The organism is Thermorudis peleae, from assembly GCF_000744775.1.
Taxonomy (GTDB): domain Bacteria; phylum Chloroflexota; class Chloroflexia; order Thermomicrobiales; family Thermomicrobiaceae; genus Thermorudis; species Thermorudis peleae.
The window spans coordinates 39,906-64,231 of the sequence record NZ_JQMP01000003.1 but is presented as its reverse complement, the minus strand read 5'-3'; the positions used below and the strand labels follow the sequence as shown (position 1 = coordinate 64,231).

The following is a 24,326-nucleotide window of genomic DNA, read 5'->3' as shown; positions in this document are numbered from 1 at the left end:
TTAGTCCAGCGGCTCCAGCGGGTCCGGCCGGTGCGCGCCGCCCTGGCGAATACCGGCCACCGGCGCCCCCGAGAAGTCGTTGGGGGCTGCCCAGCGCACCGCGTTGACGATGACCCGCTGGACGAGCGGGTGATGGTAGATCGGGAAGGTCTCATGGCCCGGGCTGAAGTAGAAGATCCGGCCCCGGCCGCGGGTGTAGGCGCCACCGCTGCGAAAGACTTCGCCCCCCTGGAACCAGCTGATGAAGACGAGCTCGTCGGGCGCCGGGATGTCCGTCGGCTCGCCATACATCTCCGACTGCGGCAGCTCGAAGTATTCCGGCAACCCAGCCGCGACCGGGTGGGCCGGCTGCACCACCCACACCCGCTCCCGTTCCCCACGCTCGCGCCACATCACCTTGCAGGTCGTGCCCATCAGCCGCCGGAAGATCTTCGACTCGTGGGCGGAGTGCAGCACCACCAGTCCCATGCCATCGAGCACACGCTGCTGCACCCGGTCGACGACGGTGTCGGCGACGGCCTCGTGTGCCAGGTGGCCCCACCAGACCAGCACATCGGTCGCCGCCAGCGTGGCCGCGTCCAACCCGTGCTCCGGCTCGTCCAGCGTGGCCACGCGCACCGTGCAGCCAGCCGCCTCCAGGGCTGCGGCCAGCACCGCGTGGATGCCTGCCGGATAGTGGGCACGCACCGCGGGATCCTGTCGCTCGTGCCGGTATTCGTTCCAGATCGTCACCCGCACCGGCTTCACCGTCATCGCGCTGCACCCCTTTCAGTCAGGCTGTATGACAACTGGTTGCCCACCCTGCTTCGCCGAACGCTGGATTGCTTCCCAGAACAGTGCCATCCGCAGTCCTGCTTCCGGTGGGCAGGGATTGGGCTGACCGTGGCGCAGCACGGCCTGGGCAACGTCCCATACGTCATGTGGCTCGTCCTGCGTAATGTCATACGCTGTCTCCTCACCGTTCCGCTGGACAGCGAGGCTCCGCCCCCACGCATCGGTCCGAACGATGCCCTGGGTACAAAACACTGTAATTTCCGAAGCACAGACACGAATCGTGTCTCCGCAGGCTGCCAGCGAGACCAGCCCACCACGCTGGAGCCGTGCCATCACGGTCCCAAGGATTTCGAGGCCGGGAGGGCCACCCCGCTCGTCAAGCCACGCGGCCACCTCAATGATCGGCTGTCCAGCGAGATCAGCGACTGTGTTCAGCAGGTGCGCTCCGGTATCGAAGAAGAACCCTCCGCCCGATACCGCTGGATCTTGCTTCCAGTGGCCGCGATAGGCAGTGCGCCATCCCTCCCAGATGGTTCCTGCAATGAGCAGGATATCTCCAAGCTCGCCCTGCTGGAGCAGCCGTGCCGCCTCCCGAATGCGTGGTGAGAGGCTGCCATTAAACGCCACGATCAGTTCGCGCCCAGCGCGATGCTGCGCCGCAACCAATGCCCTCGCCTCTTCCACCGTGGTGACCATGGGCTTTTCTAGGATAACTGGCAGCCCAGCGGCGAGTACCGCACTCGCCTGCGCAAAATGGACGGCATGCGGCGTAGCAATCAGCACCAGGTCAAGCTGATCATGGTAACGCGCAAGCAGGAGAGCCAGGTCGGGCACGTTCGGCGGCGCGGGTTGCCCAACTGCCTCAAACAACGCGGCCATTGCCGCATACGCCTGCGGCGACGGATCACAAACGGCCACGACGGTGACGCGTCCAGGCCGTTGCAGGGCAGCCTTGACATGCTCTCGAGCCATCACTCCACAACCAAAAACCGCAACGCGCAACGGCGGCTCAGCCGCACGCGCATCCACACCGATCGGTTGCACACTCTCCTCCCATCATCTGGCCGAGCCGTGGTGAAACAGTACCGCTGTGGGCCTAGACACCCGACAGCCCACCAGCAATCGAGCTTTGTAAGGCGCGTCGGGCAATGACGTAGAACACGACAGCCGGGATCATGTAGGTTATCGACAAGGCAGCGAGCAATCCCCAGTCAACCTGCGTGTAGGAAATCCATGCCCGGAACATCCCGATCGAGATCGGCATCTTGTCCTGGTCAGAAATCAAGACGAGCGGGATAAGGAATTCGCTCCACGCGCCGATGAAGCCAATCAGCCCTGCCGCAGCCACCCCCTGGCCAGCAAGCGGCAGCACGACCTGGAAAGCGGCGCGGAGCCGGCTTGCCCCATCGACCAGCGCCGCCTCCTCAATGGCAATAGGCACTGCGTCAAAGAAGCCTTTCAGCATCCAGAGTGCAAGCGGCGTCTGCAGTGCAGCCAGCACGAGGATGACGCCATGGTAGGTGTCACGAAAGCCCAGGCTCGTGGCAAGGAGGTAGAGCGGGACAATGGTTGCCGTCGGCGGAACAATGCGGAGCAACAGGATGCCCAACAGCAGCACTCGCGAGCCTGGGAAGGCAAAACGCGAGAGCACATACCCACCCATCGTGCAAACGATAATCGTAACCACCGTTGCGCCCAGGGTATAGATCAGACTGTTGATAATCAAGCGCACACCGTCGGCTTCGGTAAAGAGATCGATCACGTGCTGCAATGTCCATGATCGGGGAATCTGAAAGTAGATCGTCGCGTGGGCATCGAATGCCGCCAGCACAACCCAGGCGAATGGCACGAGGGAGAAAATCGCGAGGAGCACTAAGAGGCCATAGGCACCGAACTGGGCGAGGTTTTGCGCGCCAAGGCGACGCTGGGTTGCCGGTGCAACGGTCGCGTGCGCACGCGATGCAGACAGTTCGCGACTCATACCTGCTCCTTCATGAGGCGGACGTAATAGAGACCAAGAACGAGCAGCAAGCAGAGGAGCACAACGCTCGCCGCGCTCCCAAGGCCGATGTCAAAGTACTGGAACGCTCGCTTGTAGACGTAGATACCGATGATCTCGGTCGCATTCTGGGGACCACCACGCGTCAGAAAGTAGACCAACCCAAAGATGCCGAAAGTGGTAATCGTCGTGAGCATCAAGAAGATGAGGATCTGTGGGCGAAGCATCGGAATGACGATCCGGAAGAGCCGCTGGCCAGCGGTCGCCCCATCGATCATGGCCGCCTCCAGTGCCGATGTCGGCAGACTTTCAATGGCAGCGGCAAAGAAGACCATGGCAAAGGTGATTCCCCGCCAGATATTGACCACGATGATGACCGGGAACGCATACTGTTGCAGCCATTGCACCGGCCCAGCCCCAACCAGACTGAGTGCGCGGTTCAGCAGCCCTTCAGGCGTCCCGGTCGTGAGACTTGCCCATGCCAGCGCCGCCACAGTCTCGGGAGCAGCCAGGGGCAGGACGAAGATGGCTGCGAACACTGGGGTAAAGCGCAACTGCCAGCCCGGGCGCCGGGCCATGAGATACGCAATGAAAAACCCGGCAACGGTCTGCCCAATAATTGCTGAGAGCAGGACAAAGAGGACCGATTTGCCGAGCGAAGCATGAAACTCGCTGTCCTGCAGCAATCGACGGTAGTTCTCAAGTCCAACAAACTGGGGATGAAGCGCTGCCGGCCCAGTTAACGACCGGTTCGTGAGGCTCTGGGCGAATGCCCAGATGGCCGGCCAGACAATGAACAGGCCGAGCAGCGCCAGCGCCGGGAATAAGAATGCGATGACAAAAACGGCATCACGCCACGTGCGAACTGGCTGCATCGCTCCGCTCCTCGCTGCCGACGCCGCTCGGCCGGCCACACGTTATGACATCGTCGTGACGTTACTCGACCCCAGGAGCTGCGTCGCCTGCTGGGCAAACTGATCAGCTGCCTGCTGGCCGTTCTTGGCCTTGGTGATCACCGCTTGGGTTGCCTCGCCCACTGCTTGTTCAATTTTATCGGTACCCGGCGGATAGGAGAAGGATCGCGAGTTCGTGAGCTGTTTCTCGGCATCAATCAGGAACGGCATCTGGCTGTAGGGCGCAATCGACTGGATGTCATCGCGCGGCGCCGCCGCACCGATGGTGACAGCATTCTGGGCCATCGCTTCACCACTGGCCAGCCACTTAATCAGCTCCCACGCGGCATCCGGATACTTCGTCTTCGCTGAGGCTGCCCAGACCCAACCGACTGCGCCGTAAACGAATGTGCCGTTCCCGTTTTGCGTCGGGAACTGCCAGGTCGCAACCTTGTCGAACAGCCCGTCGATCGGTGCAGCTCCCTTCGGCCCCCAGTCGAAGATCCAACTCCAGGTACCACCGGTGGTGCAGAGCAAATCACCCTTCGGGAATGCCTGATACTTTGTCGGCACCCACGGCTCTGGATTCAAGAGCGGTTGCACCGGCAGCACACCGGCCTCAACCATTTGCTGATAGAACGTGAAGACTGCCGTTAGCCCCGGACTGCGCACGACCCACTTGCCATTCTGGTAGAGTGAGCTATCGGTGCCGAGCATCAAGTGAATAAAGCCTTCGGCAAACGTGCCCCCACCCCATGACTCTCCTGCTGGGAACAGCAGCGAGGGCTTGCCCGTCGCCTTGGTCGCCTGCGTCATGCGGTCGAGCAGCTCTTTCCAACTCTGGGGCTGGGTTGTCGGTATGTTGAGTTGGGTCAAGATATCCTTGCGGTAAAACAGCTCCATGATGGTCGCTTCGCGCGGGATGGCATAGACCTTGCCGTCCGACTGGGTTACTTGCTGGCGGAGCTTCTCGTAGAAGTGTGCCTTCCAATCTGGCCACGCGTTCACGTACTGGGTCAGATCAAGCAGGTAGCCACTGGAGGCAAACTGGGCAACGCGATCGTATCCGAAGGACGTGACGTCGGCCGCCGTCCCAGCACTAAAGTCCAGTGTGAGCTTGCTATAGAACTCGGAGTCTTCTGCCGGGCCTTCTTGTAATTCAACCGTAATGTTCTTGCCCTGGCTCTTCATCGCGTCTTCAAACTTCGGCAGGAGTGACTTGAGCAGATCAACGCGTGGCTTCTGGTGCTCAAGCAGCGTGAGTTTCACCGGCTGGCTGGTCGTTGCGGCTCGTGTCGGGGTCGCAGCCGCCTGCGTCGCGGCTGGCGCAGCTGATGTCGCTGTAGCCGCCGGGCTGGCTTGGGCAGCTGCCATGCCCGTGGTTGGCGTTGCTGTTGGCGTTGCGCCACCACCGCAGGCGCTCAAGAGCCCGGCCGCTCCCGATGCCCCAAGCCCAAGCGCAAGTGTCCTGAGAAACATTCGGCGGGTGACTCGGTGGGCGTGCATTGCATCCCTCCTCGTGTTGCGCGTCTTGTCTCGCCCCTCGCTGGTTTTGATCGTATCGTAACATGAAAGGTTTCGCTTGTCAATATCTCTGCAACACTTTCAGAACGAAACGTGCCCTTTCCCTGCCCGCTCCCCCAGTAGATGCCTGCTCTGCAGGGAGGGTGGAACAGGTAAGAATTGGTGAGCGAATGACCACTTAGGAGTGCTGGGCAAACGCTGCCTGCGCACGCGGGCGGTTCATGTCCGCCCCAACCGTATGGCAGGAGAATGCGGTAATGCCCTGCTGGCGAAGCAGCCAGGTGAGCCGCCACGCAGCACACCACTGTTCAGTCACGGTGAACCACGCCGGCCCTGCGCCGCTCGGCCAGCAGGTCGTTGCCCCCGCCGCCGCAAGCTGGTCGACGAGCGCGCGGCAGGCTGGCCATTCGAGCAGCGTCCGGGCGAAAGCGTTGCGCAGGTGCGTCGGCTCAAGTCCCTGCCCACGTCGCAGGCGTTCGGCTTGCGCGAGCGTCGAATGGCCATCGCTGTAGTCAGCTGGGGACAACCGACCGTACAGCGTTGCCGTCTTGGCTGGCAGGCTGAGCGGCGGCACAGCGACCACAAGCCAGCGTGATGGCGTCGGCAGCGGCTCCAGTTCCGTGCCTCGTCCGCGAGCCAGCGCGGTGCCGCCCGCGAGGAAGAACGGCACATCGCTCCCGAGCGTCCTGGCGATCTCGTCGAGCAGCGTGCGTGGGACACCAGCGTACTGGAGCGCGCCGAGCAGCGTGCCAGCGTCGCTGCTTCCGCCCCCAAGCCCGGCTGCAATGGGGATCACTTTGGTGAGGTGAATCGCGGCCTGGAGCCGAACACCGGCGGCCGCGAGCAGGTCAAGCGCACGCTGCACAAGGTCATCGCTACCGATGTCGGGCGGTGGCGTATAGCGCAGTGTCGGGGCTGGGCGGAGCACGATCCGGTCGAAGCAACTGATCGTCTGCAGGATGGTCACGACGTCGTGGTAGCCGTCAGGGCGGCGGCCCAGGACTTCGAGCCCAAGGTTCACTTTCGCTGGTGCAACAAGCACAAGTGGGCGGCGCAGTTCAACCTGCCACGTCATGCGCTGTTCCTTGCTCGCGCAGCGTGCGACTGAGGGTGAGCCATTCTGCAATCGTCAGTGTCTCAGCACGGCGTGTTGGCGCAATGGCCGCTGCCTGCAGGGCCGCGTGAACCGCTGGCTTCGGCAGGCCAAGACCATGCGCGAGTGCGTTGACGAGTTGCTTGCGGCGCTGCTGAAATCCTGCCTGAACGACGCGGAAGAAGTCGGACTGTTCAGCTTGCGGCACGAGCGGCTCGGCCCGCCGATCTAGCGTCACAACCGCCGATTCGACCTTTGGCGGAGGCACGAATGCGCCCGGCCCAATCCGAAAGACAATTCGGGGCTCAGTGAATGTCTGGGCGAGGACACTCAACAGGCTCATCTGTGGCGGACGGGCAGCGAGCCGCTCGGCAACTTCGCGTTGCACCATCACGACCAGTCGCTCCGGCGGATGCTGACCGGTGAGCAGTCGTTCAAGAATCGCGGTCGCAACGTTATAGGGTAGATTCGCGACGACGACGTACGGCTGGCCGCCGGTCAGTGCCGCGTAGTCGACGGTTAGTGCGTCGGCGTGCACAATGGTGACTGGCTGGCCAGCGAAGTGCTCGGTGAGGTACTGAGCAAGATCAGCATCGAGCTCGATTGCAATAACCTGCGCGCCTCGCTCAACCAGCGCCGCGGTAAGCATGCCAAGTCCTGGGCCGATCTCGACGACGAGCTGGCCGGGCATGAGCTGCGCAGTCGTGACGATCCGCTGCACAATACCGCGGTCATGTAGGAAGTGCTGGCCGAGTGCCTTGCGAGGACGAAGGCCAAGCTGGCTCAGTTGGTCGCGGATGCGTGCCGGTCGGTCGACCATCGGGCGATAGGCTAGGGGCGGTCGCGGGTCACAACCTGGATGCCAAGACCGGGCTCGACCCAGCCAATGCGCCAGAGCGGTTCGCCTGCGTGGGCAAACGCGCGCTCGGCTGCTTCGGCGGCCGTCGGCGGTAGCGTGAACAGCAACCCGCCCGATGTGACAGGGTCGAAGAACAGGTCCCAGAGCACTGGTGGAATGGCGCTGTCCCAGTCCACCAGGTTGCCCGGCCCTTCGGCGTAATAGGCCCGGTTGCGGCGCATGCCGCCGGGGAGGTAGCCGGCCTGGGCGTACGTTACGGCACCGTCGAGCAGCGGCACTGCCTCGGCCACAATCACGAGGCGAACGCCGCTCTTCTGTGCTACTTCCATCGCGTGGCCGATCAGCCCATAGCCAGTAATGTCAGTGCAGGCGTGCACCGGAAAATCGTGCAGGAGCTCGGCTGCACGTTTATTGAGGCGTAACATCGAGGCAACCGCTTGATCTAGGTGCTCCGGGGCGACGGTGCCGGCCTTCAACGCCGTGCTGATCGCGCCTGTGCCAATCGGCTTGGTGAGGAAGAGCACATCACCGGGCTGTGCCCCAGCTTTCGTCCAAATCTGCTGCGGGTGTGCTACGCCGGTGACCACCATGCCGTACTTCGGCTCGTCGTCGGTGACGGTGTGTCCTCCGGCAACGACAATACCGGCCTCGGCGGCCTTGCTCGCACCCCCGGCCAGAATGTCGGCCAGTTGCTCGAGCGGCAGGCTGTCAGGCCAGGCTGCAATGTTGAGCGCAAGGATCGGCATCGCGCCCATCGCGTACACATCACTCAGCGCATTAGCCGCAGCGATCGCCCCAAACGTGAAGGGATCATCAACGATCGGGGGGAAGAAGTCGAGCGTCTGGACAAGCGCCAGGTCATCGCGCACGGCGTAGACAGCCGCATCGTCGCTGGTCTGCAGACCGACCAGGACGTGCGGATCATGATAGCGCTCGAGCGGGCGCAGGACCTGCGCCAATGCCTCGGGCCCGAGCTTGCCCGCTCACCCAGCACAGTGGGCGAGTGTCGTCAGACGCACAATGTCGCGCTTATCCATCAGTGCAGACACTCCTCCAGGGCCGCGATCCGGCATGCGGCCGTCTGCCGCTCAAGCATACTTCGTGATTGAAAGCGATGGCGAGCCACAACCATGGAGGAGGGGACGTTGCATGCCAGTCAGTACTGATGTGATGGTTCAGTGCGCGCTCGATATGGCTGGGATGCGCCAGTTGCCGGGCGATAGCGCGGTTTACGTCCCAGGAGATGGGATCCGCCGTCTCCTGGTTGCCCTTGATGTTGGGCCTGCCGAGTTGCTGCTTGCACGCGAGCTCGGCTGCGACGGCGTGCTGGCGCACCATCCGGCTGGTGGTGACGCGGTCGTCCACTTTGTCGACGTTCTCGCGCGACATGTCGACCTGATGGTTGAGCACGGCGTGCCGCGCGAGGAAGCGAAAGCGGCGATCGCGCCGCTCGTGCGGCGGCTGACGCTCCAGCACCATGCCCAGAACTACGAGCAAACGCCGGCTGTTGCCCGTTTGCTCGGCTTGCCGTTCCTCAATCTGCATCTTCCGCTCGACGAGGTTGGTCGGCGGGTCATCGCGGAAACAATCGAGCGGCACTGTGCCTCGCTTGGTCGCGAGCCGCTTGTCCAGGACGTGCTCGATGCGCTGCTAACGATTCCGGAGTTCGCCACAGCACCAATGCCGCCGATGGTGCCCGTCGGCGCAGTCGATCGTCCGGCTGGACGGATTGCCGTTGTCCACGGTGCAGGAACCAACGGCGGCGCAGCGGTCGCCCGGGCCTATTTCGCCCACGGCGTCGGCACCGTGCTCTACCTGCACCTTGCGCCGGCTGAGCTTGAAGCACTCCGTGATGCCCGGGGCAACGTCGTGGTGATGGGGCACCTGCCCGGCGACCTCGTCGGCATCAATCGCTATCTTACCGTCCTCGCCGAGTATGACGTCGAGATCGTGCGGTTAATCGGCGTCGAAGCGGGCACAAGTGCGCCGCAGGTGCCAGCCCACTAGCCACCGAAGACGCGGGCGATCCGTTTGACCGCTTCCTCCAGCAACGCATCGGCGGTCGCAACGCTGAGCCGAATGCAATTGCTGCCCGATGTGCCGAACGCGCTCCCCGGCGTCACCGCGACGTGGGCTTGCTCGATCAGCCGTGTTGCCACCTCATCGCCGCTCAGCCCAGTGCCGCTGACATCGGGGAAAACGTAGAACGCGCCCTCCGGCAAGGGGCAGTGGAATCCTGGCACCGCATTCAGCCATTCCGTGACGAGGCGACGCCGTCGATCCCAGGCAGCGACCATCGCGGCGATGCTGTCCTGTGGCCCCTCGAGCGCGGTCACTGCGCCCCACTGTGCGAATGAGGTGGCGCAGGTCGCCGAGTGGCTGTGCACCTTCATGATCTGGCGGATCAGCGGCATCGGCCCAGCGACGTAGCCCAAGCGCCAGCCGGTCATGGCATAGGCTTTGGAGAAGCCGTTGACAACCAGCGTTCGCTCCGCCATGCCCGGCAGCGTGGCGATGCTGATGTGCTCGCGGCCGTCATAGACCAGTTTCTCGTAAATCTCGTCTGAAATGACGATCAGGTTTCGTTCCTGGGCAACAGCTGCCAGTGCCTCAAGCTCCTCGCGGGTTGCCACCCGCCCCGTCGGGTTATTCGGGCTGTTCAAGATGACAACGCGGGTCTGTGGGGTCAGCGCAGCCTCAATCGCTTCGCGCGTGATCCGGTAGTTGTCGTGGATCGAGAGCGAGACATGACGGCAGCTAGCACCTGCCATGACCACCATCGGCTCATACGAGACCCAGCCCGGGTCAAACATCAACACGTCGTCGCCCGGGCCGACGAGCGCGAGAATGCTGACGAAGAGTGCCGCCTTGCCGCCAGGAGTGACGATGATCTGGTCTGGTTCCACCTGGATGCCGTTCTCGGTGGCCAGCTTGCGTGCGATCGCCCGGCGCAAGGGTGGAATGCCAGCTGAATCGACATAATGTGTCTCGCCTTTGAAGAGGGCGTCGGCCGCAGCCTGGCAGATATGGGCTGGGGTGGGGAAATCGGGATCGCCGCCGCCCAGGTCGATGACGTCAATGCCCTGAGCGCGCAGTGCGCGGGCGCGATCGCTTACGGCAAGGGTGGCCGAAGGGCGAAGCTGGCGAACACGGTCGGCAACGACATACTCCACGCGCGACCTCCTTGGTGAAAGGCCTATCTCTCCTCCGCGGGATTATGCCTGATCAGGGCCAGGTGTGCACGCCTGGGACAACATTGATCCAGGCGAACGCAATAAGGATGCACCTTCCTCTTGCATTGCGCGCTCGTGATGAGTAGTATTTGCAAGTGGATTAGCACTCGAAATGCTCGAGTGCTAATCGGGTGAGTGGTCGTCACGGGCGTCTAGCTACAGGGAGGTTGGTCGGAGATGGTTCTAACGAGCACCAAGATCCGGCCGCTGGGTGATCGAGTGGTGGTCAAGCCGATCCAGCGGGAGGAAGTCACCAAGAGCGGGATTGTGCTGCCCGATACGGCGAAGGAGAAGCCGCAGCGTGGTGAGGTGATCGCCGTTGGGCCGGGCCGGCTGACGGACGATGGCCGCCGGCTGGAGATGGAAGTGAAAGTCGGCGATGAGGTGCTGTTCGCGAAATACGCCGGCACCGAGCTCAAGATCGATGACGAAGAGTACCTGATTCTGAGCGAGAAAGACATCCTGGCGGTTCTGTCGGAGTAACGACGTGAGCCGCCGTTTTTATCGGCTGCAGTCGTTGAGGCAACAGGGATGAAGGAGGGTTGAAGCCGTGGCTGCCAAGATGATCCAGTTCAGCGAGGAAGCACGGCGTTCCTTGAAAGAAGGCGTCGACATCCTTGCGAACGCGGTAAAGACGACGCTTGGCCCGAAGGGGCGCAACGTCGCGCTGGACAAGAAGTACGGCGCACCGACCGTCAGCCATGACGGCGTGACCGTCGCCAAAGAGATCGAGCTGGAAGACCCGTTTGCTAACATGGGCGCCCAGCTCCTGAAGGAAGCCGCAACCAAGACCAACGACGTCGCTGGTGACGGCACGACGACCGCGACGGTGTTGGCGCAGGCGATTGTCCACGAGGGGCTGCGCAACATCGCGGCTGGCGCCAACGCTATGCTGCTGCGCCGCGGCATTGAGATCGCCAGCAAGCGGGTGGTGGATCACCTCAAGAGTGTCGCCAAGGAAGTGCGCGGCCGCGAGGATATCGCGCACGTTGCGTCGATCTCGGCTGCCGATACGGAAATCGGCAACCTGATCGCCGAGGTTATGGAGAAGGTCGGCAAGGACGGTGTCGTCACTGTCGAAGAGTCCAAGGGCCTGGCCTTCGAGGTCGAGTACACCGAGGGAATGGAGATCGACCGCGGCTACATCTCGCCCTACTTCGTGACCAACTCCGAGCGGATGGAGGCCGAGGTCGAGGAGCCGTTCATCCTGATCACCGACAAGAAGGTCTCGGCGGTTTCTGACCTCCTGCCAGTCCTGGAGAAGGTGCTCCAGGTCAGCAAGAACTTCGTGATCATCGCTGAGGACGTCGACGGCGAAGCGCTGGCGACGCTGGTCGTCAACAAGCTGCGCGGCACGCTCAACGCGCTGGCCGTCAAGGCGCCGGGCTTCGGCGATCGCCGCAAGGAGATGCTCCGCGATATCGCCATCCTGACCGGTGGCCGCGTCATCTCCGAGGAGCTTGGCCGCAAGCTTGAGTCGGCAACGCTCGAGGACCTCGGTCGGGCTCGCCGCGTGGTCTCCACCAAGGATAAGACCACGATCATCGAAGGCTATGGCCGGCCCGAGGACATCAAGGCTCGCATCGCCGAGATCCGCGCCCAGATCGAGCAGACCACCAGCGACTTCGACCGCGAGAAGCTGCAGGAGCGGCTGGCCAAGCTGGCCGGTGGTGTCGCAGTCATCAAGGTCGGTGCGGCCACCGAGGTCGAGTTGAAGGAGAAGAAGCACCGCGTCGAGGATGCCCTGAGCGCGACCCGCGCCGCGGTCGAAGAGGGCATCGTGCCGGGTGGCGGTGTGGCGCTGCTCAATGCGGTCTCGGCGCTCGATGACCTCAGCGACCTCGAGGGCGATGTCCGCACTGGCGCGCTGATCGTCAAGCGGGCGCTTGAAGAGCCACTGCGCGGCATCGTCGAGAACGCCGGCCTGGATGGCTCGGTTGTGATCGAGACGATCCGCCGCCTGCAGAAGGAGCAGAACAACCCGAACATCGGGTATGACGTCATCCGCGAAGAGTATGGCGACATGCTCGAGTTCGGCGTCATCGACCCGGTCAAGGTGACCCGCTCGGCGGTCGAGAACGCGACCTCGATCGCGGCGATGATCCTGACTACCGAAGCGCTCATTACGGAGAAGCCGGAGAAGGAGAAGACGCCGGCTCCGAGCATGGAGTACTAAACCCTCGCGCGTCTTGACGCACCCCCGCTGGCTACCCAGCGGGGGTGTTTGTTTTGTGCCGGAGGCTGACGACATCGGCTGGCTGGCGTAGACTCCCTAGCGGCGCGGCGGCGCGGAACGCAACCGACGGCGCAGTCGTTCGTTAAACCGAAAGAGGGGCAGATGCGTGTGTGACGATGCCGTGAGGGGCCGCCCAGTCGTGACTGTGCAACCAGCGTTGGTTCATTCTGTCACCCACCGTGACCGCCAGCCAGCAGCGTGGTCAACGCCGCCGCGTCTCCTCGCCATCGGCACTTATTTTCGCGACTATCCCAGTAACGCGCTCTTGCTTGCAGCGGCCCGCGCCCTCGGCTGCTCGGTAACCGAAGTCACGACGCCCGTGCTCGCTCAGCTCACTGATCGGCTCTCTCCCTTTCACAACCTGCTCAGGCTAGGCAGCCTCGGCTTCCGCGTGGCATGTGCTGAAGCACAACTGCTGTGGCGCGCGTCTCGTCGCCTTGTCGCCACGCACGACGTTCTCTTCATCGGCTATCCTGGACAGCTCGATGCCCTGCTCTTTGGCCGCCTGGCGCGCGCGTCCGGCAAGCCGCTGGTCTATGCCCCGCTTGTGACGCTGAGCGAGACGCTCGTTGAGGACCGCGCCGTCGTGCCGCCGAACAGCCCGCGTGCCCGCCTGTTGCGCTGGCTCGACCGCGCTGCATTGCGCGCGGCAACGGTTGTCATCGCTGACACCCCCGAGCATGCTCGGGCGATGCAAGCGCTCAGTGGGCTGCCGCCGTCTCGCTTCGCAATCGTACCCGTTGGCGCCGATGACACGCTCTTCGATCCCGAACGTGTCAGCCCAGCGCAACGCGCCGCCTATCGCCGCCAGTGGCCCAATGCTGACGCCGAGCCGTTGCGCGTACTCTTCTACGGTTCCTTCATCCCCTTGCATGGCACAGCGACGATCGTGCAGGCAATTGCGCAGCTGAGCGCTTCAGAAGTCAGTTGCGTGATGATCGGTGCAGGGCAGTGTTGGGAGCAGGCCTACAACCTCGCGGCCGACGCTGCCCTGCGGCACATGCGCTTTCGGCCGCCGGTGCCGGCCGATGAACTGCCACACTGGATTGCCGCGGCCGACGTCGTGCTCGGCATCTTTGGCGATACCGCAAAGGCTGCGCAGGTTGTGCCAAACAAGGTCTATCAAGCCATGGCCATGGGTGCGGCGCTCGTGACGCGCGAGAGCCCAGCCGTGCGCTCCCTGCTGCAACATGATCGCACCGCCGTGCTCGTCCCACCAGCTGACCCCGCTGCGCTCGCGGCCGCGATCCGCCGCCTGCGTGACCCGGCATTCCGGGCGAGGCTCGGCGCGGCGGCCCGCGAGACGTTTCTCCAGCAAGCGAGTGCGCCCGTGCGCCAGCGTCTGCTGCAGCAGGCGCTTGAGATGGCCTGCGCGCGTGTACGGGGAGACGGCGGGCGATGAAGCGCTGGGCCAGCATGTTCGCCGGAATCAGTGTGTTTATCCTGCTGCTCGGCTGGGGCATGACGCAAACGGCAACGCGCACCGCCCTGAGCACGATCCGCTGGCTGCCAGCGCTCGGCGCGCTCGCCTGCGCTACCCTCTCGCCAGTGCTGCACGCGTGGCGGTGGCAGCGGCTGTTGCGCGTCATCCGCCAGCCTCTTTCCCTCAGCGTTGCGGTCCACGTGACGACCTGGGCCACGCTCTCGAACTACCTGATCCCCGGCTATGCCTGGGCTCCAGTCAAGGGCGTGGTAGCGCGTCAGATCTACGGTGTGCGTCTCGCGCGCGCCGTTCCAACTCTCCTCCTTGAGCAAGCGCTTGATGTGCTCGGGCCGCTGCTCGCTGGCCTGGCCGGGCTCGCGCTGCTCCCCCAAGCTCGGCGCATCTCGCTCGCGACGCCGTCCGCTGCTGTCGCGGCGCTGCTTGTGGTGGCGGTTGGCATCCTTGCGCTAGCGGGCTGGCTCGCGTGGCGGTGGAGCACGCGACTGCAGGCGTGGCTGAGCGAAGCGTACCAGGCCACACGCACGCTCCTCCGCTCGCCGGAAAGCTATGGCTGGGCGTTTGGACTCTCGCTCATGCGCTGGACAGTGGATATCCTCAGCGTCTGGCTCGCTGCAGCAGCGTTGCACCTCGCGCTTTCCGTTCCAGCGGCGTTGTTGCTCGCTGGCGCGCCGGTTGTCGCTGGCATGCTCGTGCCGATCCCGGGTGGACTCGGTGTGCGTGAGGCGAGCATGGTCGGCCTTGGCTATGTCCTTGGGTATCCGACTGGTCTGATCGCGACGCTCGCTGTGCTTGCCCGTGGGATCGCGCTTGCCGGGCTGGGCCTGGCTGCGCTCGTCTGCCAGCCCTGGCAGGAGGCGGGCAATGATTGAGGTGACTGAGCGCACCACCACGACGGTGCAACCGCTGCGCCAACGCCGATCCTGGCGTCGCTGGCTCGTCTCTCCTGCTGCAGTGTGGGCGCTTGGCCTGGCCGTCCGTTTACTGCTGATGCCGATCAGCTTCCATTCTGACCTCTATCAGATCTATTCGCGCAGCGCCATGATGCTGGAGCAGGGTGGATGGTTCAGTTGGAGCGGCCAGGTGATGGTGCAGCTGCTGCACACGCTCTGGCTTGCTGCCATCCGCTGGCTGTTGCCCGGCAGCGATGGCATCTGGTCACCTTACTCCGGCGTGGCCGGGATCGGCGCGCAGCCGCAGGATCTGAGCCGTTTCCTGGCCTATCCTGACTTGCCTCGCGCACTGTTCCTCTTAAAGCTGCCCTATCTTGCCGCTGATGCCACTATCGCGCTATTACTGCAGCAACTCGCTGCGCCACGCTGGCGCACGCGTGTGCTTGCGCTCTGGTGGTTGAACCCGATCACGATCTACACCAGCGCCGTCTTCGGCCGCCATGACGCCATCGCTATCGCACTCGTTGTCCTCGGTCTGGTGCTTGCCCAGCGTAGGCGGCCGCTCCTCGGCCTCATTCCCGTCGTGCTCGGCGGCCTGGTGCGCTTTTTCCCGCTCTTTATCTTGCCCTACTACATTCTCGCCTTCCGCCGCTCGTGGCGTGAGGTGCTTGGCTTGCTGATCCTGGCTGGCTGTGTGTGGCTTGGGCTGGATACCTTGGTGCTGATGCGCACCGGCGCAAGCCCGACGTTGACGCTGCTCAATGATTACCCGCATGTCCGCTATCTGCTTGCGATCGCGGTCGTCGATGCCAATGGCGATCCATTGCCCATCTTCCCCGTTGTCTACCTTGCCATGCTCCTTAGTTGGATTCGCCGTGATGGTCGCGGGATACGGGCGGCAGTTGGGGGCAGCGCCGCGACGCTCCTGCTGCTGATCGCACTGACCCCCTTCAATCCACAGTATGTGATCTGGACAGTGCCGCTCCTCAGTCTGATCGTTGCCACCGACCTCCGGCGACTGCTCGCCCACGCCGCCCAAGTTGGGCTCTTTCTCCTCTGGCTTGCGCGCTGGGGTAGTAGCGCTACCTGGAGCCTCTTCGCGCCGCTTGGCCCTGCGCTTGTCCAGCAATTGCCCGATCCCCAGCTCCTCGCCGCTGCACTGCTGCCGACCACGGTCTGGCAACCGACCGTGCGCGCGCTCTTTGTTGGTGCATCGCTCTGGCTGGCGTGGGAGGCCTACCACTGGGCGGTAGCGTGTGATGCTGCGCGCTCCGTGTCTGTTGAAGAAGAGGGGTGGCAATGAAGCGACCTCTGACCTGGCTGCTGCTCGCCTCCGGACTGCTCATCGCCGGTTGTCGTGCACCCCTCGCGCTTGTTGCTGACTTGCCGCCAACGTCCAGCACGGTTACGGTGTCCACAACCATTAGCCAGCCGTTCTATTCGGCTGCGGATGGTCTCGATGGCATTACCATTGGCCTGAACATTCCGACCTCCTTTACGCCCGGTACCCAACCCGCGCTCACCAACGGCGCGCGCGTCGAGGTAAGCTATGCGCCTGAGCTCGATCCTCGCTATCCCGACCGGGATTTCTATGCCTGGCCGTCAAGTGAGGATTGGCTCGGGGAGCTGGTTGACGGCCGGGTGGTGGGGCAATCGTTCCTCTCGCGCTATCCTGGGCTGAACGGCATCACCGTGCGCGTCAGCACCTATGGCGCCGATTTCGCCCCAGGCACTGGCACGCTCCGCAACGATGGCCCGGTCGCCGTGCGTGAAGCGCCGATTGCTGGCAACGAGATCACCGTCTTGCCCGGTGGCGTGCAGGTCGCGGTTGACGGGGCGCGCGAGGGCTGGGCGCATGTCCGTCTGCCTGACGGCCGCAGCGGCTACATCGACGAGGCACGCTTCGCTTCGCTGCCACCGGCGACACGCCACAACACTGGCGTGCTGATCTTGCGACTCTATGACGACCAGACCGGCGCCCTGCTCCGCGAAGCGCAGCTCAACGTCGCTGACTTGCACGACGAAAGCCATGTCACCTTCTCGTTCGACCCACTGCCAGACTCTTACCAGCGGCTCTACCGGTTCACCATTACCGCTCGTGGATCAACACCCGGCCATGCGGTGACCCTGCGGTATGCCCCGGCGGACGTCTACCCCGAGGGCATGCGCTACGAAGGCGACACGCCAGCCGGCGGTGATTTGATCTTCCGCCCGACCTTTGCCCCAACCGTGTTGACCAGCGGGGCGCTCGACGACGGCCATTGGTCAGGCTTGACTAACACCATCGAGCTGCATCTACCGCCCGCCCACCCGACGCGCGACTGCTACCTGCGCCTCACCGTGCGTGCTGGCACGCGGTCGCTCTTCGTGCGCTGGTCATGGACGCGCCCGCCAGGCGGGCTGCCGTTTGAAAGTGCGGACAACCCTGGTGCACCGGCTGGTGGTCTCGTCTTCAATGCCCACTATACTGACACCGTTCCGCTTGGCTCGATTCTCCACGGCATGGCAAGCACTTATGCCCGCCGCGTCCTTGGCGATCCCGTCCTGATCACCCTCGAGGCGCTGCTTGTCGTCGTTGCGCTTGGCTGGTGGGCAGTGACGCATCGGCGTGACGTGTTCGCCTGGTGGGAGGCACGCCGTGGTCGTTGAGCGGTCAACACGGCCCTGCTTGCTCTGCGGGCAGCGGTTTACTGGCCGCGCGTTTCTCTGCCGCGCCTGCGCCGCTCGCTACGCTGCGGTGCCTCCAACGACGGCAGTGCGGCAGCTGTTTTACGAGCGGGTTGACGAGGTTTACCCCCAGTGGGCAAACACGTACGGTGCCTACAACGCCCCACTCGGCCTGCTTGCGTGGCTCCGCCAGCAGCCGCGGTCGGCACGCGTGGTGGAACTCGGTGCAGGCGGTGGCTTCTTGCTGCAGGAGTTGGCTGCGTGGGGGTTCCGTGACCTCACCGCGGTCGATCTCGCCCGGACGGCGCTGCGGGCAATCCACGAGCGCGTGCCAGTGGCCCGCGTCATCGGCGGCGACGCCGAGCGCCTTCCCCTCGCCACAGCTGCGTTCGATGTCGTCATCGCCTGTGATCTACTCGAGCACCTGCCTGACCCGGCTGAGCATGTGCGCGAGGTTGTACGCGTGCTTCGCCCCGGCGGCTACTACCTCATCAAGACACCCAATCGCCTCCTCGGTGAGCCGTATTACCGCCTCGCTGGGCTGTACGACTACCCGTTCTGGCATCCCTCCCTCTTCACGCCGGGGTCGCTCGCACGGTTGCTGCGGGCATGGGGATTCTCCTGCCGTTTCGTGCCACAGCCAGCGCTAACGCCAGCCCAACTTCGCAAGCTCCCGTCGCCGGTGCTCCGTGCGTTGGCTCGCCACCTGCCAGTGCGCGCATTGCCGGTTTGGCTCCGGCCACATCTTGAAGTTGTCGCGCAACGCCGGTAACCTGCTGTCCTGCAAAGGAGGGAACGATGCTTGAGCAAGAGCCACTGCACCGCCCGCCGGTCCTTGCCCGCAATGGCGTCGTCGCGACAGCGCATCCGCTGGCGACGGCCGCCGGTCTGGAAGTCCTCCAGGCTGGTGGCAACGCCATGGACGCCGCGATTGCCGCCGCGCTCGTCACGGGCGTCGTGCTGCCGGCTATGTGCGGCCTTGGCGGCGATGCCTTTGCGCTCTACTACCACGCTGCCACAGGACGCATTACAGCCTTCTACGGCTCGGGTGGTGCGCCAGCCCGAGCCACGCGTGAGTACTTCGTCAGCCGCGGCTACCAGAAGATGCCCTATTACGGCCCGTTATCGATCTCCGTTCCCGGCGCTGTCTCCGTCTACTTCACGGCGCTGGAACGCTTCGGCTCCTGGCGGCCTTCAGCACTCTTCGAGCGAGCTATCCAGTACGCTGAAGAGGGCTTCCCCTTGACGCCAGATGGCAGTGCGACGATCGCGGCCCATGCAGCGGAACTCGCCAAGTATCCAACCTCGCGGGCCATCTTCCTCCCGGATGGTGATGTGCCGCCTCCTGGCACCATCTTTCGCCAGCCTGACCTCGCGCGGACGCTCCGCGCCGTTGCGCAGCATGGCCCTGAGGTATTCTACCGGGGTGACATTGGCCAGGAGATTGGCCAGTTCATCGAGCAAAACGGCGGCCTCTTGACTGCCAGTGACCTTGCCGGCTACGCCTGTGACGTCGGCGAGCCAATCCAAACTACCTATCGCGGCTACACCGTCTTCGAGACTGGCTTGCCCACGCAAGGTGTGATCGTGCTTGAAGCGCTCAACATCATCGAACAGGTGGATCTCGCCGCGCTTGACCCGCTCGGTCCCGATCTCGTCCATCTCCTTGTTGAGGCCAAGAAGCTGGCGTTCGCTGACCGCCTTGCCTACTGCGGCGACCCGCGCTTTGTCGATGTCCCACTCGCAACCCTGCTCGACAAGGAGTACGCGCGTCAGCGCTTTGCCCAGCTCGATCGCCAGCGCGCGCAGGATGACGTTCCACCCGGCGCGATCAATCCTCGCCCTGGCGAGACAACCTACCTCTGCGTCGTCGACCGGTGGGGCAACGCGGTCTCCTTCATTCACAGCCTCTCTGCTCCCTTCGGCAGCCATGTTGTCGCCGGCCGGACAGGCGTGTTGCTCAACAACCGGGCTGGCCGGGGGTTCACGCTCGAAGCCGAGCATCCCAACGTGATCGCGCCCGGCAAGCGCACCATGCACACCCTCAACTGCTGGATGGTCATGCGCGATGGCGCGCTTCGCTGGGTTGGCGGCACACCAGGCGGCGACCAGCAACCGCAGTGGAACCTGCAGGCACTTGTCCAGCTGATCGACTACCAGCGACCAGTGCAGGACGTCGTCGAATGGCCGCGCTGGCAGAGTTTTCCTGGCACTGATCCCATCAACTTGCCCAACCCCTTTGCCTTGCGCATCGAGACGCGCTATCCCGAAGCGACACGCCAGGCGCTGGCTGAGCGCGGTCACCGGCTCGAGTTGCTTGGCCCCTGGGGATCTGGTGGGGCAATGCAAGTGATCGCGCGCGATCCTGTCACCGGCGTGTTGACAGCGGCAAGCGACCCACGCGCCGAGGGGCTCGCACTCGGCTTCTAGTCGGTAAGCGAGGCACGCGGGCCTGGCGTCGCCTGACGGGGCAACAAGAACGCCCTGCCAGAAAGCCTGGCAGGGCAGCGCGTGTGGCGCATACGGGATTCGAACCCGTGATCTCCGCCTTGAGAGGGCGGTGTCCTTGGCCGCTAGACGAATGCGCCCTCTACAACGGAGAAGAGTATAGCATGCCGGCGCGCCCGTTCGCCAGCCGTGCCGCTCTTAGCGCTGCTCGCCGTGCCGATCAACGTCGCGGGCGCTGACGATGAGTTGGATGCCTGCAGAGCTGCGCGCAGTATACACTAGTAAAACGCGAGAATGGCGGGAGTGCCCCTGCGCTCGCAACGTCGCGGGTTCGTGGGAGGGGCGATGGCGGACGAAGCGGGAAGAGCGCGGGTTCACGCAGCCTTCTGGGAGCGCTATCGGGCGCTCGATGCAGCGCACGCAGTCGATACGCCGGTCGTCCAGCGGCGGCGTTCGCCGCGTTTGCCGCATGTGCCTGCAATCGACGGGTTGCGAGCGCTCGCCGTTGCCGCTGTTGTCATCTACCATGCCGCGCCATCGTGGTTGCCTGGCGGGTTTCTTGGCGTCACTGTCTTCTTCGTCATCAGCGGCTACTTAATCACGAGTCTGCTGCTTGCTGAGCAGGCGACCCAGGGGCGTATCGACCTGCCGCGGTTCTGGCTCCGCCGGGCCCGGCGACTCCTCCCAGCCCTCTACGCAATGCTCGTGTTGCTGCTCGCCTACGTCGAGCTCACTGACCCCGCCGAGGTCGCTCGCCTCCGTGGTGACGTGCTCGCAGCTTTCTTCTACGTCACCAACTGGGCGTTTGTCTTTCGTCACCAACCCTATTTTGTGGTCATGGGGCGCCCGCCGCTTGTGCAACATCTCTGGTCGCTCGCGGTCGAGGAACAGTTCTACCTTGTCTGGCCGGTCATCTGTGCAGTATGGCTGGCCCGGTGGCCCAAGCGCCGCGCGGTCGCTACCGTCGGCATAGGCATTGTCGTCTCTGCTCTGCTGATGGCGGTGCTTGCTCGCGGCATTGGGGAGAATCCCCGAGCCTATTACGGCACCGATACCCGCGCGGCCGAGTTGCTCATCGGTGCGCTGCTCGCCTGGCTCTGGCCGCTACGTGCGCGCCCGGCGTCCGCTGCCACAGCCAGCACCGACCGGCGTTGGCTGGCGGAAGTCGCGAGTTGGCTGAGCCTTGGTGTTCTCGTCTTCTGCCTGGTGATGCTGAACGAAGCCCATCCCGCCCTCTATCGCGGCGGCTTCGCGGTGACAGCACTGGCCAGCGCCGCTGTGCTTGTCCTTGTCACTCATCCCCTGTCGCGGAGCCTGCCAGCCGTGCTCACCCTGCGTCCAGTGCAATGGGTTGGCTTGCGTTCATATAGCATCTACCTCTGGCACTGGCCGGTGATCATGCTGACCCGTCCCCAGCTCGACGTGCCGCTGCAGGGATTGCCGCTCTTTGTCCTCCGCTGCCTCGTGACGGCCATCCTGGCAGAGCTATCGTACCGGTTCATTGAGCAACCCTTCCGCACTGGCCTGGTCGGGCGCCTCTGGCAGACCTGGCGTCGTGAACAAGTCGCAGCGCTGCGGCAGCGGACAGGTATGCTCGGGATGACAGTCGTCTCGTGCGGCATCGTGTTTGTTGCCGCGGTGATGATTAGCGCAGCACGGGCCAAGCCGTCTGCGCCTCCTACCTACCTCACAGTCACCGCGGTGCATACGATCGGCAATGGCGCTGCTGCGGTGGCTGCGACACCGACGCTGCCGCCGACCCCGACACTGTTGCCGACGCCGACTTCGATACCCGTGCCCGTGACGGCATCGCCAGCCGAGACGCCGCAAGTGACACCAACCAGCGCTCCTTCCCCCACACTGGTGCCGCCGACGCCCACACCAGTGCCCACGCCCACCGCGCCAGCCTCACTCCTTGCGCGCTATCACGTGACGGCGATCGGCGACTCCGTCATGCTCGGAGCCTTGCAACCGCTCCAGGACGCACTGCCGAACCTGGGCATCGATGCGGAAGTCGGCCTCTCACTGCCACGAGCGCTGTCGTTGCTCCAGAGCCGAGCAAAGGCCGGCCAACTTGGCCAGATTGTCGTCATTCACGTCGGCAACAACGGCTGGATGACCGAGGACGAGGTCGAGCAACTCTTCGACATCATCGGCGATACCCGCCAGGTGATTCTCGTGAATGTGAAAGTGCCGCGCCAGTGGGAGGCGAACAACAACGCCGTGCTCGCCCGCGTCAGCCAGCGCCATCCGAACGCAACGTTGATCGACTGGCACGCCGCCAGCACCGGGCATCCAGAATACTTCTGGGACGACGGCATCCACCTCCGTCCAGAGGGCGCGCAGGCCTATGCGCATCTTGTTGTCGCGCAGGTGCAGGCCGCGGCCCAGCGCCTTGCGCAGGCCGGTGTGCACTAGCCAGGCAGCTGGAAATTCGGTGGTACCGGGCGGCCAAACCGCTGGCAGAGCATCGGGATGAGTCCGCCGGCATCAAGAATCGCTTGCACTGACGGCGACAACGGCGGAAAGGTGAACGTGCCAGCGGCGCACGTGATGGTGCGAGCCTCCGTATCGATCGTGACCCGCTCGCCGTGCTGGATCACTGCGGCAGCCTCCGGACACTGGATCGGCAGCACACCGTGGTTGACCGCGTTGCGAAAGTAGATGCGGGCGAACGATGCCGCGATGATGGCCCGCACCCCGGCTGCCCGCAGTGCCAGCACTGCCTGCTCCCTCGAGCTGCCACAGCCGAAGTTGCGGCCACCAACCACGATGTCGCCTGGCTGTACCCCCTCGACGAACGTCGGGTCAAGGTCTTCGAGGGCATGGCGAGCCATCTCAGCTGGATCAACGATCGTATACGTGTACTTGCCGGGGAAAAGGACATCGGTGCTTACGTTGTCGCCATAGACCCAGGCTCGTCCAGTCCACCGCATCATCGTCCTCCTGTTGCTGTTGTGGCCAGCACCTCGCGTGGATCAGTAATCTGCCCCCGCAGCGCGCTCGCGGCGACGGCAACCGGGCTAGCCAAATAGATCGCCGCTTCAGGTGAGCCCATCCGCCCGCGGAAGTTGCGATTCCCCGAGGAGATCACCACTTCCCCCGGCGCTGGAATGCCGAAATGGTTTCCCATGCACGGCCCGCAGCCGGGTACCCCAAGCATCGCGCCAGCCTCGACCAGTTGCTGGGCGATGCCGCGCGCCATCGCCTCGCGCAGGACTTCAGCGGACGCGGGGATCACGACGAGGTGGACGTGTGGGGCAATACGCCGCCCAGCCAGCACCTGGGCTGCTGCTTCCAGGTCTTCGAGCCGGCCGTTGGTGCACGTGCCGATGAAGGCGTAGTCGATGCGCGTGCCGGCAACCTCGCTGATCGGCCGCACGTTGTCGACGGTGTGGGGGCACGCCACGACCGGCTCAAGTTGGCTGAGGTCGTAGGAAAGGACTCGCTCGTAGACCGCGTCAGGATCAGGGTAGAGCGCGCCAGCGGCGATCTCGGCGCGGCAGTCCGCGAGATCGCGGCCCGTCCGGCGAGCAAGCCGTGGGGCAAGCCAGTCCATGACCTGATCGTCCGGCTCAAGATAGGCGTTCTTGACGCCAAACTCGGCCATCATGTTCGCAATCGTCATCCGGCTATCGATCGAGAGGTGTCGCAGCCCCTCGCCGACGAACTCGACTGAGCGGTAGATGCCCCCATCGGCGCCACAGTCACCGATGATGCGCAGGCACAGGTCTTTCGTTGTCACGCCAGGCGGCAGTGTGCCGCGCAGTTCGACCCGAATGCTCTCGGGGACACGGAGCCAAAGCTCGCCGGTGGCCCACAGCGCAAGCACCTCGCTCCGCCCAACGCCAGCGCCGAACGCGCCAAGCCACCCGAAGTGCGTCGTGTGGCTGTCGGCTCCCAGAATCAGCTGGCCCGGCAGTACCAGCGCCTCTTCGCTCAGCACCTGGTGGCAAATGCCACGTCCTGCCTCGTAGAAGTGGCGGATCCCTTGCTCGGTCACAAAGCGACGAATTTCAGCATGATTTTGTGCGTGACGCACAGTCGGCGGCGGTACAGCATGGTCGAGCGTGATCGCCAGCCGTTCAGGATCAACAACGCGCGTAAAGCCGAGTTGGGCAAAGGCTCGGGCGATCGCTGCAGTATTGTCGTGGCTGAGGATGCGGTCCGGTCGTACGTCGACGATCGCTCCCGCTGTGACCGTTGGTTGCCCGCTGGCGCGCGCTAGTGCCTTTTCGGCAAAGGTCTTCCCCGGCATCGTGCTCC

The 24,326-nt window shown here is 64.2% G+C and carries 21 protein-coding genes and 1 tRNA gene; 10 read left to right on the top strand and 12 right to left on the bottom strand.

Translation table 11 applies throughout. The annotated features are described in order from the left end of the window. From N675_RS03380 to selD, 8 genes are all read right to left on the bottom strand, one after another. Entirely contained in the window at positions 1 to 753 is a 753-nt protein-coding gene (locus N675_RS03380; protein ID WP_038038084.1) for a ThuA domain-containing protein, read from the bottom strand. A 15-nt stretch (positions 754 to 768) separates the two neighbouring features. Then, positions 769 to 1,818, bottom strand: a complete 1,050-nt coding sequence (locus N675_RS03375) for a Gfo/Idh/MocA family protein (RefSeq protein ID WP_231577923.1) — start codon at positions 1,816 to 1,818, stop codon at positions 769 to 771. A gap of 52 nt (positions 1,819 to 1,870) precedes the next feature. Then, positions 1,871 to 2,755 carry a carbohydrate ABC transporter permease gene (locus N675_RS03370; RefSeq protein ID WP_038038083.1) on the bottom strand — a complete coding sequence of 295 codons (885 nt, stop codon included), beginning with the start codon at positions 2,753 to 2,755 and terminating at the stop codon, positions 1,871 to 1,873. Beyond that, positions 2,752 to 3,648 carry a carbohydrate ABC transporter permease gene (locus N675_RS03365; RefSeq protein WP_038038082.1) on the bottom strand — a complete coding sequence of 299 codons (897 nt, stop codon included), beginning with the start codon at positions 3,646 to 3,648 and terminating at the stop codon, positions 2,752 to 2,754. Before N675_RS03365 ends, N675_RS03370 begins: the two co-directional genes overlap by 4 nt. A 42-nt stretch (positions 3,649 to 3,690) precedes the next feature. Continuing rightward, a complete protein-coding gene (locus tag N675_RS03360) occupies positions 3,691 to 5,172 on the bottom strand; it encodes an ABC transporter substrate-binding protein (protein WP_051914039.1) in 1,482 nt (493 codons plus the stop codon). 196 nt (positions 5,173 to 5,368) lie between these two features. Next, complete coding sequence (gene ispE / locus N675_RS03355) at positions 5,369 to 6,265, bottom strand: 4-(cytidine 5'-diphospho)-2-C-methyl-D-erythritol kinase (protein ID WP_051914037.1); 897 nt, start codon at positions 6,263 to 6,265, stop codon at positions 5,369 to 5,371. Next, complete coding sequence (gene rsmA, locus N675_RS03350; RefSeq protein ID WP_051914035.1) at positions 6,249 to 7,103, bottom strand: 16S rRNA (adenine(1518)-N(6)/adenine(1519)-N(6))-dimethyltransferase RsmA; 855 nt, start codon at positions 7,101 to 7,103, stop codon at positions 6,249 to 6,251. The genes ispE and rsmA overlap by 17 nt, the downstream gene beginning before the upstream one ends. An 11-nt stretch (positions 7,104 to 7,114) precedes the next feature. Further along, the gene (gene selD, locus N675_RS03345; protein ID WP_081886828.1) at positions 7,115 to 8,179 is read right to left on the bottom strand and encodes a selenide, water dikinase SelD; all 1,065 of its coding nucleotides are present in this window, start codon (positions 8,177 to 8,179) and stop codon (positions 7,115 to 7,117) included. 112 nt (positions 8,180 to 8,291) lie between these two features. Here selD and N675_RS03340 point away from each other — a divergent pair, with 112 nt between their 5' ends. Further along, positions 8,292 to 9,149 (top strand): Nif3-like dinuclear metal center hexameric protein, encoded by an 858-nt coding sequence (locus tag N675_RS03340; RefSeq protein WP_051914033.1) that lies wholly within the window; start codon positions 8,292 to 8,294, stop codon positions 9,147 to 9,149. Here the strand turns inward: N675_RS03340 and N675_RS03335 are convergent. Then, the gene (locus N675_RS03335; protein WP_038038081.1) at positions 9,146 to 10,315 is read right to left on the bottom strand and encodes a pyridoxal phosphate-dependent aminotransferase; all 1,170 of its coding nucleotides are present in this window, start codon (positions 10,313 to 10,315) and stop codon (positions 9,146 to 9,148) included. The genes N675_RS03340 and N675_RS03335 overlap by 4 nt on opposite strands. Before the next feature lie 237 nt (positions 10,316 to 10,552). Here N675_RS03335 and groES point away from each other — a divergent pair, with 237 nt between their 5' ends. The 8 genes from groES (at position 10,553) to ggt (ending at position 20,042) form a co-directional block, all read left to right on the top strand. Next, on the top strand, positions 10,553 to 10,858 hold the full coding sequence (gene groES, locus N675_RS03330; RefSeq protein WP_038038080.1) for a co-chaperone GroES: 306 nt from the start codon (positions 10,553 to 10,555) through the stop codon (positions 10,856 to 10,858). A gap of 79 nt (positions 10,859 to 10,937) precedes the next feature. Beyond that, positions 10,938 to 12,551, top strand: a complete 1,614-nt coding sequence (gene groL / locus N675_RS03325; protein ID WP_038039210.1) for a chaperonin GroEL — start codon at positions 10,938 to 10,940, stop codon at positions 12,549 to 12,551. A 199-nt stretch (positions 12,552 to 12,750) separates the two neighbouring features. Beyond that, a complete protein-coding gene (locus tag N675_RS03320; protein WP_051914030.1) occupies positions 12,751 to 14,013 on the top strand; it encodes a glycosyltransferase in 1,263 nt (420 codons plus the stop codon). Then, positions 14,010 to 14,924, top strand: a complete 915-nt coding sequence (locus N675_RS03315) for a lysylphosphatidylglycerol synthase transmembrane domain-containing protein (protein ID WP_038038079.1) — start codon at positions 14,010 to 14,012, stop codon at positions 14,922 to 14,924. The genes N675_RS03320 and N675_RS03315 overlap by 4 nt, the downstream gene beginning before the upstream one ends. After that, the gene (locus N675_RS03310) at positions 14,917 to 16,248 is read left to right on the top strand and encodes a glycosyltransferase 87 family protein (RefSeq protein WP_051914028.1); all 1,332 of its coding nucleotides are present in this window, start codon (positions 14,917 to 14,919) and stop codon (positions 16,246 to 16,248) included. The genes N675_RS03315 and N675_RS03310 overlap by 8 nt, the downstream gene beginning before the upstream one ends. After that, positions 16,245 to 17,594, top strand: coding sequence for an SH3 domain-containing protein (locus N675_RS03305; protein WP_051914026.1), 1,350 nt, complete (start codon positions 16,245 to 16,247; stop codon positions 17,592 to 17,594). Before N675_RS03310 ends, N675_RS03305 begins: the two co-directional genes overlap by 4 nt. After that, the gene (locus N675_RS03300) at positions 17,584 to 18,384 is read left to right on the top strand and encodes a class I SAM-dependent methyltransferase (protein WP_038038078.1); all 801 of its coding nucleotides are present in this window, start codon (positions 17,584 to 17,586) and stop codon (positions 18,382 to 18,384) included. Before N675_RS03305 ends, N675_RS03300 begins: the two co-directional genes overlap by 11 nt. Positions 18,385 to 18,410: 26 nt before the next feature. Beyond that, on the top strand, positions 18,411 to 20,042 hold the full coding sequence (ggt, locus tag N675_RS03295) for a gamma-glutamyltransferase (RefSeq protein WP_038038077.1): 1,632 nt from the start codon (positions 18,411 to 18,413) through the stop codon (positions 20,040 to 20,042). 84 nt (positions 20,043 to 20,126) lie between these two features. Here the strand turns inward: ggt and N675_RS03290 are convergent. Further along, a tRNA-Glu gene (locus N675_RS03290) sits at positions 20,127 to 20,200 on the bottom strand. Between the two features lie 205 nt (positions 20,201 to 20,405). On the opposite strand from N675_RS03290, the gene N675_RS14715 reads away from it, so the two are divergent. After that, complete coding sequence (locus N675_RS14715) at positions 20,406 to 22,478, top strand: acyltransferase family protein (RefSeq protein WP_051914024.1); 2,073 nt, start codon at positions 20,406 to 20,408, stop codon at positions 22,476 to 22,478. On the opposite strand, the gene N675_RS03280 is transcribed toward N675_RS14715, so the two are convergent. Next, on the bottom strand, positions 22,475 to 22,999 hold the full coding sequence (locus N675_RS03280) for a LeuD/DmdB family oxidoreductase small subunit (protein ID WP_338417738.1): 525 nt from the start codon (positions 22,997 to 22,999) through the stop codon (positions 22,475 to 22,477). The two genes, N675_RS14715 and N675_RS03280, sit on opposite strands and share 4 nt — an antisense overlap. Next, positions 22,996 to 24,318, bottom strand: coding sequence for a 3-isopropylmalate dehydratase large subunit (locus N675_RS03275; protein ID WP_038038076.1), 1,323 nt, complete (start codon positions 24,316 to 24,318; stop codon positions 22,996 to 22,998). The genes N675_RS03280 and N675_RS03275 overlap by 4 nt, the downstream gene beginning before the upstream one ends. Between the last annotated feature and the right edge of the window lie 8 nt (positions 24,319 to 24,326).

What these genes read in the sequence shown, in the direction of transcription:
- N675_RS03380 (WP_038038084.1), bottom strand. Translation starts at nt 753, where the DNA reads ATGACGGTGAAGCCGGTGCGGGTGACGATCTGGAACGAATACCGGCAC.
- N675_RS03370 (WP_038038083.1), bottom strand. Translation starts at nt 2,755, where the DNA reads ATGAGTCGCGAACTGTCTGCATCGCGTGCGCACGCGACCGTTGCACCG.
- N675_RS03365 (WP_038038082.1), bottom strand. Translation starts at nt 3,648, where the DNA reads ATGCAGCCAGTTCGCACGTGGCGTGATGCCGTTTTTGTCATCGCATTC.
- N675_RS03360 (WP_051914039.1), bottom strand. Translation starts at nt 5,172, where the DNA reads ATGCACGCCCACCGAGTCACCCGCCGAATGTTTCTCAGGACACTTGCG.
- ispE (WP_051914037.1), bottom strand. Translation starts at nt 6,265, where the DNA reads ATGACGTGGCAGGTTGAACTGCGCCGCCCACTTGTGCTTGTTGCACCA.
- rsmA (WP_051914035.1), bottom strand. Translation starts at nt 7,103, where the DNA reads ATGGTCGACCGACCGGCACGCATCCGCGACCAACTGAGCCAGCTTGGC.
- N675_RS03340 (WP_051914033.1), top strand. Translation starts at nt 8,292, where the DNA reads ATGCCAGTCAGTACTGATGTGATGGTTCAGTGCGCGCTCGATATGGCT.
- groES (WP_038038080.1), top strand. Translation starts at nt 10,553, where the DNA reads ATGGTTCTAACGAGCACCAAGATCCGGCCGCTGGGTGATCGAGTGGTG.
- groL (WP_038039210.1), top strand. Translation starts at nt 10,938, where the DNA reads ATGATCCAGTTCAGCGAGGAAGCACGGCGTTCCTTGAAAGAAGGCGTC.
- N675_RS03315 (WP_038038079.1), top strand. Translation starts at nt 14,010, where the DNA reads ATGAAGCGCTGGGCCAGCATGTTCGCCGGAATCAGTGTGTTTATCCTG.
- N675_RS03310 (WP_051914028.1), top strand. Translation starts at nt 14,917, where the DNA reads ATGATTGAGGTGACTGAGCGCACCACCACGACGGTGCAACCGCTGCGC.
- N675_RS03305 (WP_051914026.1), top strand. Translation starts at nt 16,245, where the DNA reads ATGAAGCGACCTCTGACCTGGCTGCTGCTCGCCTCCGGACTGCTCATC.
- ggt (WP_038038077.1), top strand. Translation starts at nt 18,411, where the DNA reads ATGCTTGAGCAAGAGCCACTGCACCGCCCGCCGGTCCTTGCCCGCAAT.
- N675_RS14715 (WP_051914024.1), top strand. Translation starts at nt 20,406, where the DNA reads ATGGCGGACGAAGCGGGAAGAGCGCGGGTTCACGCAGCCTTCTGGGAG.
- N675_RS03280 (WP_338417738.1), bottom strand. Translation starts at nt 22,999, where the DNA reads ATGATGCGGTGGACTGGACGAGCCTGGGTCTATGGCGACAACGTAAGC.
- N675_RS03275 (WP_038038076.1), bottom strand. Translation starts at nt 24,318, where the DNA reads ATGCCGGGGAAGACCTTTGCCGAAAAGGCACTAGCGCGCGCCAGCGGG.